The 12916-nt window shown below is 71.7% G+C and carries 10 protein-coding genes; 6 read left to right on the top strand and 4 right to left on the bottom strand.

Annotated elements, in window-relative coordinates; translation table 11 throughout:
- The first annotated feature begins 9 nt into the window (after positions 1 to 9).
- The 4 genes from QSK21_RS12465 to QSK21_RS12450 all read left to right on the top strand — a co-directional run bounded on the left by QSK21_RS12465 (position 10) and on the right by QSK21_RS12450 (position 6197).
- Complete coding sequence (locus QSK21_RS12465; RefSeq protein WP_285695759.1) at positions 10 to 1977, top strand: acetyl/propionyl/methylcrotonyl-CoA carboxylase subunit alpha; 1968 nt, start codon at positions 10 to 12, stop codon at positions 1975 to 1977.
- A gap of 128 nt (positions 1978 to 2105) precedes the next feature.
- Positions 2106 to 3059 (top strand): hydroxymethylglutaryl-CoA lyase, encoded by a 954-nt coding sequence (locus QSK21_RS12460; RefSeq protein WP_285695758.1) that lies wholly within the window; start codon positions 2106 to 2108, stop codon positions 3057 to 3059.
- Positions 3060 to 3090: 31 nt separating this feature from the next.
- Entirely contained in the window at positions 3091 to 4242 is a 1152-nt protein-coding gene (locus QSK21_RS12455) for an acyl-CoA dehydrogenase family protein (protein ID WP_285695757.1), read from the top strand.
- A 458-nt stretch (positions 4243 to 4700) separates the two neighbouring features.
- Positions 4701 to 6197 (top strand): DHA2 family efflux MFS transporter permease subunit, encoded by a 1497-nt coding sequence (locus QSK21_RS12450; RefSeq protein WP_285695756.1) that lies wholly within the window; start codon positions 4701 to 4703, stop codon positions 6195 to 6197.
- A gap of 119 nt (positions 6198 to 6316) precedes the next feature.
- Here QSK21_RS12450 and QSK21_RS12445 read toward each other — a convergent pair whose 3' ends face one another.
- Entirely contained in the window at positions 6317 to 7942 is a 1626-nt protein-coding gene (locus QSK21_RS12445) for an acyl-CoA synthetase (protein ID WP_285695755.1), read from the bottom strand.
- Between the two features lie 69 nt (positions 7943 to 8011).
- Positions 8012 to 8242 carry a DUF397 domain-containing protein gene (locus tag QSK21_RS12440; RefSeq protein WP_285695753.1) on the bottom strand — a complete coding sequence of 77 codons (231 nt, stop codon included), beginning with the start codon at positions 8240 to 8242 and terminating at the stop codon, positions 8012 to 8014.
- Positions 8243 to 8440: 198 nt separating this feature from the next.
- Here QSK21_RS12440 and QSK21_RS12435 point away from each other — a divergent pair, with 198 nt between their 5' ends.
- On the top strand, positions 8441 to 9064 hold the full coding sequence (locus QSK21_RS12435; protein ID WP_285695752.1) for an ATP-binding protein: 624 nt from the start codon (positions 8441 to 8443) through the stop codon (positions 9062 to 9064).
- A gap of 314 nt (positions 9065 to 9378) precedes the next feature.
- Here the strand turns inward: QSK21_RS12435 and QSK21_RS12430 are convergent, their stop codons facing one another.
- On the bottom strand, positions 9379 to 10803 hold the full coding sequence (locus tag QSK21_RS12430; RefSeq protein ID WP_285695751.1) for an alpha,alpha-trehalose-phosphate synthase (UDP-forming): 1425 nt from the start codon (positions 10801 to 10803) through the stop codon (positions 9379 to 9381).
- 454 nt (positions 10804 to 11257) lie between these two features.
- Between QSK21_RS12430 and QSK21_RS12425 the strand changes: the two genes are divergently transcribed.
- Complete coding sequence (locus QSK21_RS12425) at positions 11258 to 12328, top strand: FAD-binding protein (RefSeq protein ID WP_285695750.1); 1071 nt, start codon at positions 11258 to 11260, stop codon at positions 12326 to 12328.
- On the opposite strand, the gene QSK21_RS12420 is transcribed toward QSK21_RS12425, so the two are convergent.
- Entirely contained in the window at positions 12325 to 12912 is a 588-nt protein-coding gene (locus QSK21_RS12420) for an HD domain-containing protein (protein WP_285695749.1), read from the bottom strand. The genes QSK21_RS12425 and QSK21_RS12420 overlap by 4 nt on opposite strands.
- Positions 12913 to 12916: the final 4 nt, after the last annotated feature.

Below are 12916 nucleotides of genomic sequence, written 5' to 3'. Positions count from 1 at the left end.
GGGAACGACGTGTTCGAGAGCGTCCTGGTGGCCAACCGGGGTGAGATCGCGCTCCGGGTGTTCCGTACCCTGCGCCGGCTCGGGATCCGGCCGGTGGCGGTGCACACCGACGCCGACGCGGGGGCGCCGCACGTCCGGGCGGCGGACGAGGCGGTGCGCATCCCGTCCCACCTCGACATCGACGCGGTGATCGGCGCGGCGCGCGCCACCGGGGCGGAGGCGGTCCATCCCGGGTACGGGTTCCTGGCCGAGAACGCCGCGTTCGCCCGTGCCTGCGCCGCCGCGGGCATCGCCTTCGTCGGCCCGCCCGCCGAGGCGATCGAGGCGATGGGCGACAAGATCCGCGCCAAGCGCACCGTCGCGTCCGCCGGGGTCCCGGTCGTGCCCGGACGGGACGAGCCGGGCCTGACCGACGACGAGCTGGCGCGGGCCGCGCTGGAGATCGGGCTGCCCGTCCTGCTCAAGCCGTCCGCGGGCGGCGGCGGCAAGGGGATGCGGCTGGTCCGCGACGCCGCGGACCTGCCCGACGCGATCGCCGCCGCGCGCCGGGAGGCGATCGCCTCGTTCGGGGACGGGACGTTGCTGGCCGAGCGGTTCGTGGAGAACCCCCGGCACATCGAGATCCAGGTCTTCGCGGACTCGCGGGGCGGCGCCGTCCATCTGGGCGAGCGCGAGTGCAGCCTCCAGCGCCGCCACCAGAAGATCGTCGAGGAGGCGCCGTCGCCGCTGCTGGACGCGGCGACACGGGACCGCATGGGCGCCGACGCGGTCGCGGCGGCGCGTGCCGTGGGCTATGTGGGCGCCGGGACGGTCGAGTACATCGTCTCCGCCGACCGGCCGGGCGAGTACTTCTTCATGGAGATGAACACCCGGCTCCAGGTCGAGCACCCCGTCACCGAGGAGGTCACCGGCCTCGACCTCGTCGAGCTGCAACTCCGTACGGCGGCCGGTGAGCCGCTCCCCTTCACGCAGGACGAGGTACGGCTGAACGGCCACGCGATCGAGGCCCGCGTCTACGCCGAGGACCCGTCCCGCGGCTTCCTGCCCACCGGAGGCCGGGTCCTGCTCCTGGACGAGCCGTCCACCGGCGGCTCCGTCCGGGTCGACTCGGGGCTGGCCGAGGGCACCGAGGTGGGCGGGTCGTACGACCCCATGCTGGCCAAGGTGATCGCATGGGGACCGGATCGCGCCGAGGCGCTGCGCCGCCTGGACAGGGCGCTCGCCTCGTACACGCTGCTGGGCGTCCCGACCAACGTCGCCTTCCTGCGCGAGCTGCTGCGCCACCCCGAGGTGATCGCCGGACGCCTGCACACCGGCCTCGTCGAACGTTCCCTGGACGAGCCGGCACCGACCTCCGCCGTCCCGCCGGAAACGTTCGCCGCCGCCGCGCTGGAGCGCATGCTCGCCCTGGAGACCGGCGATCCCGACCCGTGGGCCATCCCGGACGGCTGGCGTCCCGGCGCCCCGGCCTGGACGCCCTGGATCATCACGCCGGCCGGAGGGGACCCGGTGGAGGTCCGCGTCCAGGGCCGCGCGCACGACGCGCTCGTGACCGTGGGCGGCGAGGCACCGGTGCGGGTATCACTGCGAAAGGGCGGTCCCACGTCGCTCGTCCTCACCTACGGGGGGCGCACCGTCACGTTCGCGGCGGCGCGCGAGGACCACACGCTGTGGCTGGGACGGGACGGGAACGCCTGGGCGCTGGCCGAGCACGTCCGGGCCGACGATCCGGCGGCGGCGGCCGTCGCCGGGGACGGGGTGCTGCGAAGCCCCATGCCCGGGACGGTGCTCGCCGTCAAGGCGGCCGAGGGCGACCGGGTCGCGGCGGGCCAGCCGCTCGTGGTCGTCGAGGCGATGAAGATGGAGCACACGGTCACCGCGCCGATCGCCGGCGTGGTCACGCGGCTGCCGGCCAGGGCCGGCGCCCAGGTCGCCCTGGACGCCGTCCTGGCCGTCATCGAGGGGGAGGAGCGATGAGGGAGCCGGAGGGGCGCGGCGCCGCCTGGACCGACGAGCGTGGAGAGCGAGGAACGAGCGGCCGGAGCGAGGCGGGAAGGCGACGCCGGACGGCGCCCCGGAGGCGATGGGGAGACACGGGGGTGCCGATGGAGGGGCTGCCGGAGCGGGTGACGATCTACGAGGTCGGGCCGCGCGACGGGCTGCAGAACGAGAAGACGATCGTCCCGGTCGCCGACAAGGCCGAGTTCGTGGTGCGCCTGGCCGACGCGGGACTCCGCACGATCGAGACCACGAGCTTCGTCCATCCCAAGTGGGTGCCGCAGCTCGCCGACGCCGAGGACCTGCTGGACGTGCTGCCGCGCTCGCCGTCGGCGCGCTACCCCGCGCTGGTGCCGAACGAGCGCGGGCTGGACCGGGCCCTGGCCAACGGCGTGACCGAGATCGCCGTGTTCGCCAGCGCCACCGAGTCGTTCGCGCGCCGCAACCTCAACCGGACGGTCGAGGAGTCCCTGGCGATGTTCGCGCCGGTCATCGAGCGCGCCCTCGCCGACGGCCTGTGGGTGCGCGCGTACGTCTCGATGGCCTGTGGCGACCCGTGGGAGGGCGAGGTGCCGATCGACCGGGTCGTGTCCGTCGCGTCCCGTCTCGCGGAGCTGGGCTGTTCGCAGATCAGCCTTGGCGACACCATAGGCGTCGGGACGCCCGGCCAGGTCACCACGCTGATCGAGGCGATGGTCGCGGCCGGCGTCGGCACCGAGCGGCTGGCCGTCCACTTCCACGACACCTACGGCCAGGCCCTCGCCAACACGCTCGCCGCGCTCCGCGCCGGGGTGACGACCGTGGACGCCTCGGCGGGCGGGATCGGCGGCTGCCCGTACGCGGAGAGCGCCACCGGCAACCTCGCCACCGAGGACCTGGTGTGGATGCTGCACGGGCTCGGCATCGAGACGGGCGTCGACCTGGACAAGCTCGTCGCCACCAGCCGCTGGATGGCCGGCCGCCTCGGCCGTCCCAGCCCGTCCCGCGTCGTCCAGGCCCTGTCCCCGGCGGACGACGGCGAAAAGGCGAGCACAGGGACGAGCACAGGAGCGAGCACGTGACGAGGGCCGCGACCATGGACGGAGTGCACTCATGATCGACTTCACGCTCACCGAGGAGCAGGAGGAACTGCGGCGCACGGTCGAGCGGTTCGCCCGGGAGTCGGTGGCCCCGGTGATCGGCGACCTGTACGAGCGGGAGGAGTTCCCGTACGAGATCGTCGCGGCGATGGGGAAAATGGGGCTGTTCGGCCTGCCGTTCCCCGAGGAGCACGGCGGCATGGGCGGGGACTACTTCACCCTCTGCCTGGCCCTGGAGGAGCTGGCCCGGGTGGACTCGTCGGTGGCGATCACGCTGGAGGCCGCGGTGTCGCTGGGTGCGATGCCGATCTACCGGTTCGGCTCGGAGGCGCAGAAGGCCGAGTGGCTGCCGCGGCTCACGTCCGGCGAGCGGCTGGCGGGGTTCGGGCTGACCGAGCCCGGCGGCGGCTCGGACGTCCCCGGCGGCATGCGCACCACCGCCCGGCTGGACGGTGACCACTGGGTCATCAACGGCTCGAAGTCCTTCATCACCAACTCCGGGACCGACATCACCGCGTTCGTCACCGTCACGGCGCTCACCGGCGACGGCGAGATCTCCACGATCCTCGTCCCGAACGGCACCCCGGGCTTCACGGTCGGCAGGAAGTACTCCAAGGTGGGCTGGTCGGCGTCCGACACCCGCGAGCTGTCGTTCGACGACGTCCGGGTGCCCGCGGAGAACCTGGTCGGCGAGCGGGGCCGCGGCTACGCGCAGTTCCTGCGGATCCTGGACGAGGGCCGCATCGCGATCGCCGCGCTGTCGGTCGGGCTGGCCCAGGGCTGCGTGGACGAGTGCCTGCGGTACGTGCGGGAGCGGGTCGCCTTCGGCCGGGAGATCGGCCGCTACCAGGCCATCCAGTTCAAGATCGCGGATATGGAGCTGCGCGTCCACACCGCGCGGCTGGCCTACTACGCCGCCGCCGCGCGGATGCTCGCGGGCGAGCCGTTCAAGAAGGAGGCGGCGATCGCCAAGCTGGCCGCGTCCAACGCCGCGATGGACAACGCCCGCGAGGCCACGCAGATCTTCGGCGGCTACGGCTTCATGAACGAGTACCCGGTGGGCCGCTTCTACCGGGACGCCAAGATCCTGGAGGTCGGCGAGGGCACGTCCGAGGTCCAGCGGATGCTGATCGCGCGCGCCCTGGGCCTGCCCGCCTCCGTCTGAGCCCCACGCACGCTCCTCGTGACGCCGCGGCCACATCGCCGCGGCGTCACTGTGTTGCGGCGCCACGGCCACATCGCGCCACCGGCCCCGTCGCGCACCGATGAGTTTTCGGGTCAGGATGGGTCTATCCGCACGTAGACGGAAAACGACGAAATCGGGGGAATGTAAGGTGTGTCACACTCGCGCGGCACCCGCCTGACCAGGGCCGGAATCCGGCCTTCCACCGGGGGCGATCGGCGGATTGTCGGTGGCTGACGGAATACTCGTCACCGGACAAACCGTTCGCAGTCTCGTCAGCGACTGCAGTAACTTGCTGGCGCACCCCAGCCCTCTGACCTTGCAAACCTGCCCGCATGTCCGGGCACGACGATTGGAACACACAGTTGAAGGGACCCGCGTCACCACACGCGGCGGACGGCCCGAAGGTCCAGGACTCCGATGGAGGGCTTGATCGTGGCGTGCTCGCAGTGGCCATGGTCGTCGTCCTCGGCGCCATCATGTCCATCCTGGACATCACGGTCGTCAACGTCGCGCTCAAGCACCTGACGGAGGACTTCGACGCGCCGCTGTCCACGATCCAGTGGGTGGCCACCGGCTACACCCTGGCGCTCGCCACGGTCATCCCGGTGACCGGCTGGGCCTCCGCCCGTTTCGGCACCAAGCGGCTGTACATGATCTCGATCGGCCTGTTCGTGGCCGGTTCGGCGCTGGCCGGCATGGCCTGGAGCGCCGAGTCGCTGATCCTGTTCCGGGTGCTCCAGGGCCTCGGCGGCGGCATGATCATGCCCGCCGGCATGACGATCCTGACCCAGGCGGCGGGCCCGTCGCGGGTCGGCAAGGTGATGAGCATCGTCGGCATCCCGATGCTGCTCGGCCCGATCGCCGGCCCGATCCTGGGCGGCTGGCTGGTCGACGACGTCTCCTGGCGCTGGATCTTCTACATCAACGTGCCCCTCGGCGCGCTGGCCCTGGTGCTGGCCTGGCGGGTTCTGAAGCGGGACGAGCCGCGCCCGGCCGAGCGGCTGGACTTCCCCGGCCTCCTGCTGCTGTCCCCCGGTCTCGCCGGGCTGATCTACGGCCTGGCCACCGGTGCCGAGAAGTCCGACTTCGGGCGCACCGACGTGCTGATCACCACGATCGGCGGTGTGGTCCTGGTGCTGGGCTTCATGGTCAGGGCGCTGCAGCGAGGCAACACCAACCCGCTGATCGACCTGCGGCTGTTCCGGCGGCGCTCGGTGGCGGCGGCCTCCGGCACGATGGTGCTGTTCGCCTGCGCGTTCTTCGGCGCGATGCTCATCCTGCCGCTGTACTACCAGGTGGTGCGGGGCGAGTCGGCGTTCTCCGCGGGCCTGCTGCTGGCCCCGCAGGGCTTCGGCGCGATGATCACGATGCCGATCGGCGGCCAGCTCACCGACCGGGTCGGTCCCGGCAAGGTGGTCCTGGGCGGGCTGTCGATCGTGGTGGCGGGCGTGGCGCTGTTCGCCTCGCAGCTCACCGTCGACGCCTCGTACTGGGGCCTGGGCGCCGCGCTGTTCGTGATGGGCCTCGGCATGGGCATGACGATGATGCCGACCATGTCGGCGGCCATGCAGACGCTGGCGCACGACGAGGTGCCGCGGGCCAGCACGGCGCTGAACATCATCCAGCAGGTGGCGGGCTCGATCGGCACCGCGTTCATCGCGGTGCTGCTGACCGCGCAGATGGAGAGCCGCGGTCTCGGCGGTGGCGGCGGCATGGCGGCCGAGGCGCCGTCGGGCGCCCAGATCCCGCCGCAGATGATCGCCGACATCATGAACAAGATGGCCGACGCCTTCCAGACCACCTACTGGTGGTCGCTGGCCCTGCTGACGCTGGCGTTCCTCCCGGCGCTGCTGCTGCCGCGCAGGAAGCCGGTCGAGAGCGGCCTGGACGGCAAGGACGACGCCCCGGTCGACGCCCCGGTGATGATGCACTAGAGGCGGCCGCACGGGCATGCGCCCCGTCCCCTGGAACGAGCTCAGGGGCGGGGCGCTCGCCTTTCTCGTCAGTGCCGTCCGCCGGTGCCGTCCGCCGGTGCCGTCCGCCGGTCTGCCCGTCAGTGCCGCCGCCCCGGGCGGCCGGTGCCCGCCGCCGGGCTCTCCCGGGCCTCAGGAGGGCGCTGGGGCGCGATCCGCGGGCCCGGCTTGCTGGGGTGGTCCTTCCAGTACTCGTCCCGTAGCAGGCGCTTGTAGAGCTTTCCGGTGGGGTGGCGGGGCAGTTCCTCCCGGAAGTCGACGCTGCGGGGGCACTTGTAGTGCGCCAGCCGCTCCCGGCAGTACGCGATCAGCTCGTCCGCCAGCTCCGGCCCCGCGGCGGCCGGGTCCTGCGGCTGGACGACGGCCTTCACGGCCTCGCCCATCTCGGCGTCCGGCACCCCGAACACGGCCACGTCGGCGACCGCGGGATGGACGGCCAGCACGTTCTCGGCCTCCTGCGGGTAGATGTTCACCCCGCCACTGATGATCATGTATGAGCGCCGGTCGGTGAGGTAGAGGAAGCCCTCCTCGTCCACGTAGCCGACATCGCCCAGCGTGGTCCAGCCGTGCCCCCACGGGTCGCGGGACGACTTGGTCTTCTCCTCGTCGCCGTGGTACTCGAAGGTGGGCCCGTTGCCGAAGTAGAGGGTTCCCGGCTTGCCGGGCGGCTGCTCGTTGCCCTCGTCGTCGCAGACGTGGATCTCGCCGACCAGGGGACGTCCCACGGTGCCCTTGTGCGCGAGCCAGTCCTGCGAGTTGGTGTAGACGAAGCAGTTGCCCTCGGTGCCGGCGTAGTACTCGTGCAGTACCGGACCCCACCAGTCGATCATCTGCTCCTTCACCGGGACGGGGCAGGGCGCCGACGCGTGCACGGCGTACCGCAGGCTCGACAGGTCGTACCGGGCCCTGGTCTCCTCGGGGAGCTTGAGCATGCGGATGAACATGGTCGGCACCCACTGGCTGTGGGTGACCTTGTACTTCTCGATCGCCGCCAGCGCGCCCTCCGCGTCGAACTTCTCCATCACCACGACGGTCGCGCCGAAGCGCAGGAAGGTGAGGCTGTAGCGCAGGGGGGCCGCGTGGTAGAGCGGCGCCGGTGAAAGGTAGACCGAGTCGCGGTCCGCCTCGAACAGCAGTGAGATGAGCTGGTAGAGCGAGCCCCCCTCCCCGAGCGGCGCCAAGGACAGGGGCGGCTTGACGCCCTTGGGACGGCCCGTGGTGCCCGAGGAGTAGAGCATGTCCGCCCCCTCGCACTCGTCGGCGATAGGGGTCACTGGCTGCCGGGCCACTTCTTGCTCGTAAGGCAGGAAGCCCGGCGCGGCACCGTCCACCATCAGGCGCAGCCGGACATTGGGCGTCCGTTCGGCGATGGACACGGCCGTACGGGCGAGCGCGTGACTGGTGATGAAGACCTTGGCTTCACAGTTGTCGACGATGTAGGCGAGTTCCTCGGGCTGTAGGCGCGAGCTGATGGCCGTGTAGTAGAGCCCCGACCGCTGTGCCGCCCAGGCGATGGGGAGGAACAGCGGATGGTTCTCCAGCATGAAGGCGATGTGGTCACCGGGTCGCAACCCCTGGGCCCGCAGCAGGTGCGCCAGCCGGTTGGACTCCTCGTCGAGCTCTCGGTACGTGATGACCCGCCCGGAGCCCGCCATGATCACGGCGGGCTTGCCGGGGGCCTGTTCGGCGATCTGCCCCGGATGCATGAAAGTGCACGCTACCGGGCGGATCGCCGAATTGGAATGAGATTCGGTTTACCGATGGAGCGAACAGGCTCACACCAGGATGTGATCGAAGTCACCGTCCTTGGCGCCACCGACGAACGCTTCGACCTCCTCTCGCGTGTAGATCAGGACCGGCCCGTCCGGGTAACGGGAATTGCGCACGGCGATCTCCCCCGTCGGGAGCTCCGCCATCTCGACGCAGTTGCCGCTCGGGTTGCTCCGGCGGCTCTTCTGCCAGGCGAGCTCGGCCCGCCGGACGTCCGACAGCTTGGCGCCGTCCATCAATCTGCCCCCTCTAAGGCGTACTCCGCCTCCCCGCAGGGAGGCCGCGATCTCGCCCCACCCCAACGCCATGGTACGAGATGCACGTGCATTCGTTCTTGCATTCGTCCATGCAGACGGTCTTGCATCTGCACGACATGGGGAGCAAGATAGCGAACGCCCGCCACGTAACGACCCGCACGCCACTGGGGTTTGACAATGATCGTTGACCAGGCAGACGACGTGGCGGCTCCGGCCGCCCCCAACGGCCGGCGGCATCCGGGCCCGCACCCGCTGCCGGACCACGTTTCCCTGCCGGAACCCCGCACGTCGTTCGCCGAGGACGCCCCGCAGGGCGCTCCCGCGGCCGTGCCAGGGCTGGCCGGCCTGTGGCCCGCGCCGCCGTCGGGTGTGCCGCGCACCGCGCGGCAGGTGCTGCCGGCCGAGAACAGCTCACCCCGGCAGGCGCGCGCGTTCACGCAGGCCACGCTGCGCGAATGGGGTCTGGACGCGACCGCGGACGACGTCGTCGCCGCCGTGTCCGAGCTGGTCACCAACGCGCTCCAGCACGGGCTGCGTGGGCTGCCGAGGCCGCTGCCGGCAGGCCCGATCCAGCTCGTCCTGCTGGGTCACCCCCGGCGCGTCGTCGCGGCCGTGACCGATCCGGGCGCCCGCACGCCCGAGCCGATCGCGCAGGACCCGGGCCGCTTCGGCGAGGGCGGGCGCGGCCTGCTGGTCGTCGGCGCGGTCAGCGCCTCGTGGGGCTGGGCCCCGCTCGCCACCGGCGGCAAGGCCGTCTGGGCGGCGTTCGACGTGCGCTCCACCGCGCCGCAGCCGGTCTGACCCGCGCCCGCAAGGGCGTCCCGCGACGGGTTCCGTCCCGAGACGGGCCCCACCGGCTGCACGCGGTTTTCAAATGGTGGCGAAACGTGTCCGCGGAAGCCGGGGCGGTCGGCGGCGCCTCCACGCCGGGACAAGGCCAGGAAACCGTACCTCTCACGAAAAATTTGGCAATCCGGACGCCGCGCATCAGCGCCCCGGACGCCCCTTAACTCCGGTCTGGACCGTTCCGGCGCGGTCATCGTCCGGGCGCCGGGCCGTCCGCACCTGCCGCGATATTCAGCAAACGTTCAGCGAACGGCCGCCTGCCGGCGCCGTCAGCTCATGGCGGCCGGGACCCCGTGGCGCCGCTGGGCCTCCTCCAGTGAGGTCAGGAAGTCCTGCGCCCAGCGGTCGACATCGTGCTCGATCACCCGCTTGCGCAGGGCGCGCATCCGGCGGGCCTGCTCGGCGGGCCCGGCGTTCAGCGCGGTGAGCAGCGTGTCCTTGAGCCCGTCGATGTCGTACGGGTTCACCAGGTAGGCGCGGCGCAGCTCGGCCGCGGCACCGGTGAACTCGCTGAGCACGAGCGTGCCGCGCAGGTCGGAACGGCACGCCACGTACTCCTTGGCGACCAGGTTCATGCCGTCCCGCAGCGGCGTCACCACCATGACGTCGGCGGCCAGGTAGAGCGCGACCAGCTCGTCCCTCGTGTAGGAGGTGTGCATGTAGTGCACCACCGGGAAGCCGATCTCGCCGTACTCGCCGTTGATCCGGCCCACCTGCTGCTCGATCTGGTCGCGCAGGAGCTGGTACTGCTCGACGCGCTCGCGGCTGGGCGTCGCGATCTGCACGAACACGGCCTGGCCCGGCTTGAGGTGCCCGTCCCGGAAGAGCTCACCGAACGCCTCCAGGCGCTGGGTGATGCCCTTGGTGTAGTCGAGCCGGTCCACCCCCAGCAGGACGGTGGTGTCGCCGAGGTCGGTGCGGAGCTCCTCGGCGCGCTCCCGCACCGAGGGGCGCGTGATGAGCTCGTTCAGCTCGGACACGTCCACGGAGATCGGGAAGGAGCGGGCGCGGACGACGCGGTTCTCCCAGTACACGTCCTGCTTGTTGTAACGGGCGTCCAGCAGCCTGCGGCACAGCCGGACGAAGTTGGAGGCGGCGCCGGGCAACTGGAAGCCCACCAGGTCGGCGCCCAGCAGCCCCTCCAGGATCTGCCGGCGCCAGGGCAGTTGCCAGAACAGCTCCAGCGGCGGGAACGGGATGTGCAGGAAGAAGCCGATCCGCACGTCGGGACGCAGCCGCCGCAGCATCGCCGGGACGAGCTGGAGCTGGTAGTCCTGCACCCACACGACGGCGCCCTTCGAGGCCACCTCGGACGCGGCCTTGGCGAACCGCTCGTTGACCCGGACGTAGGCGTCCCACATCTCGCGGCTGTAGACGGGAGGCGCGACCACGTCGTGGTAGAGCGGCCACAGGGTCGCGTTGGAGAAGCCCTCGTAGTAGTACTTCACGTCGTCGGCGGACTGCGGCACGGGGTAAAGGTTCAGCCCGTCGGTCTCGAACGGTTCCAGGACCTCGTCGGGCGCTCCGTGCCAGCCCACCCAGGTGCCCTGCCGGCGCCGCATCACCGGCGCGATGGCGCTCACCAGGCCGCCGGGGCTTCTCCGCCAGGCCGCCCCCTCACCGGTCCCGGTCCCGGGGACCCGATCGACCGGAAGCCGGTTGGCCACCACAACGAACTCACTGCCGTGCGACACGCGCGACCGCCTCCTGAAGTAGTAACGACCTCCATGCCCAGGAATACAGCTGTTAGGCCATTGTGTCAGAGTGACGTTAACCGCCGGTTTCCGGATGGCGAAAGCCGCTAAGGGACACGCCCTCGACACGACGGTAGAACCTGGTCACGGACCGTGGCGCGGATGGCCGCCCACCGCCACCGACATCTGGCCCCGGGGTTACGGTCGCGGCCACTCCCGCACCGCCCCGGACGATGCGGCGCGTTGACCAGTGCACTCACCGACAGTCCATTTCGGACATCACCAATCCCGGATAGGTCACCAGCCAACGGGCGTCGATCACCCTGCGCTACGGTGCCGGCGGGCGGAGGCCGGGCGGGTTCATTACAAAGAGCCATCCCCTGGCGGCCGGGCGGTAGCGTGCTGAGTTATGCAGGATTTCGGGGGAAGTGCTCTTGGCGCGCCGCGAGAAGTGGTGTGTCCCGCGTCCGCCGGTGAGGTCGCCTCCGCGCTGCTGCGCGCGGACGGGCGGACCCCTGTGGTCCCTCGCGGACGCGGTCATTCCACCGATGGGCGCTGCCTGACCGGCGGCATCTCGATCGACATGCGCGGCCTCGCCACCGTCCACGAGGTACGGGACGCCTGCGTGAGCGTGGACGCGGGCGCGACCTGGCGCGAGGTCCTGGAGGCGACGCTGCCGCACGGCCGCACGCCTCCCGTCCTCACCGACTACCTCGACCTCACCGTCGGCGGGACCCTGTCCGCCGGGGGCGTGGGCGGGACGTCCCACGTCCACGGCACCCAGGCGGGCAACGTGGCCGAGCTGGAGGTCGTCACGCCGGACGGGCGGATCGCGCGGTGCTCGCCCTCGCTCGATCGGCGGCTGTTCGACGCGGTGAGGGGCGGCTCGGGACGGCACGGGATCATCACCAGGGCGGTCCTCCGGCTCGTGCCGGCCCCGCGCGACGTCCTGGTCTGCACGGTGCCGTGCAAGGACGCCACGGCGCTCCTGCGCGTTCAGACCACGGCACCGGCCGACCATCTCTCCGGCCAGGCCAAGCCGTCCGGGACGGGATGGCGGTACGAGGCGAAGGCGGTGCTGTTCGACGGGAGAAAGCCGCCGCGGGGGCTCGACCCGAGCGAGGTCGAGACGATCACGTACTGGGAGTTCGCGGACCGGATGACCCCGGACGTGGACGAGCTGATCGCCCTCGGCGAGTGGCGGCGGCCCCACCCCTGGGCGATCGCCTTCCTGCCCGGGGTGGTCGCGGCCGGGTTCATCGAGAGCACCCTTGCCGCGATGGAGCCCGAGGACATCGGCCTCAGCGGTGTCGTCCTCGTCAAGGCGCTGAAGGGCACCGGCGACACGGGGACGCCGGGCCTGGCGGACGTGGCCGATCCGGTGCAGTTCGGGCTGCTGCGCACCGCCTCGCCCGGCTGCCCCTCCCCCGAGGCCATGGCGTCCGCCAACGAGCGTTTCCACGAACGCGCCCGCGCAGCGGGTGGCGTCCCCTACCCTGCGCCACCAAGCGGCTGGACCGGCTAGACCGGGTAGGCGGACTGGTAGGCCAGGCGGCGGTCGGCGTCCTCGGCGAGCCGCTGGAGCCGGTCGTCCAGCGCCACGTACGCCTGCCAGGGCGCCTCGCCGGACGCGACCGCCAGCCGGTCGGTGACGAGCTGTTCCAGGTCGCGGACGCGCTTGGCCTTCCAGACCTTGTCGGCCAGGCTGACCAGCAGGTCGTCGATGCCGATGCCGTCCTCGTGCCAGGAGGAGTGGGTGCGGGCGAAGCGCGCCAGCCGTTCGTCCACCCCGTACGAGAGAAGCAGTTCGTACCCGGCGAACTCGTGCGCCTGACCCGGCCCCGACAGCTCGCCGGGGTGCAGCGCCTTGCCGATGTCGTGCGTGGCGGCGCCGAACGCGACCGCGCCCGGGTCGGCTCCGGCGGCCGGATAGCGGTCGCCGACCCAGCCCGACAGGTCGCACGCGACGTCGTGCACCGCGCGCAGGTGCGCGGCCAGCCGCGGCGGCGCCTGAACGGCCTCCAGCAGGACGACGACGGTGCCGGGCAGGGGGCGGAAGCCCGGCTCCTCCAGGGCACGGTGAAGCGCGGGGGATGTGTTCATGGTCATGGGG

The organism is Actinomadura sp. NBRC 104412, from assembly GCF_030269515.1.
Classification (GTDB): Bacteria; Actinomycetota; Actinomycetes; order Streptosporangiales; family Streptosporangiaceae; genus Spirillospora.
Note: the sequence above shows the minus strand (reverse complement) of the source record. Positions and strands in the feature narration are given on the sequence as shown.

Excerpts from the sequence above, each read along its gene's own strand:
- QSK21_RS12455 (WP_285695757.1), top strand. The coding sequence starts at position 3,091 with ATGATCGACTTCACGCTCACCGAGGAGCAGGAGGAACTGCGGCGCACG.
- QSK21_RS12435 (WP_285695752.1), top strand. The coding sequence starts at position 8,441 with ATGATCGTTGACCAGGCAGACGACGTGGCGGCTCCGGCCGCCCCCAAC.
- QSK21_RS12440 (WP_285695753.1), bottom strand. The coding sequence starts at position 8,242 with ATGGACGGCGCCAAGCTGTCGGACGTCCGGCGGGCCGAGCTCGCCTGG.
- QSK21_RS12460 (WP_285695758.1), top strand. The coding sequence starts at position 2,106 with ATGGAGGGGCTGCCGGAGCGGGTGACGATCTACGAGGTCGGGCCGCGC.
- QSK21_RS12420 (WP_285695749.1), bottom strand. The coding sequence starts at position 12,912 with ATGACCATGAACACATCCCCCGCGCTTCACCGTGCCCTGGAGGAGCCG.
- QSK21_RS12445 (WP_285695755.1), bottom strand. The coding sequence starts at position 7,942 with ATGCATCCGGGGCAGATCGCCGAACAGGCCCCCGGCAAGCCCGCCGTG.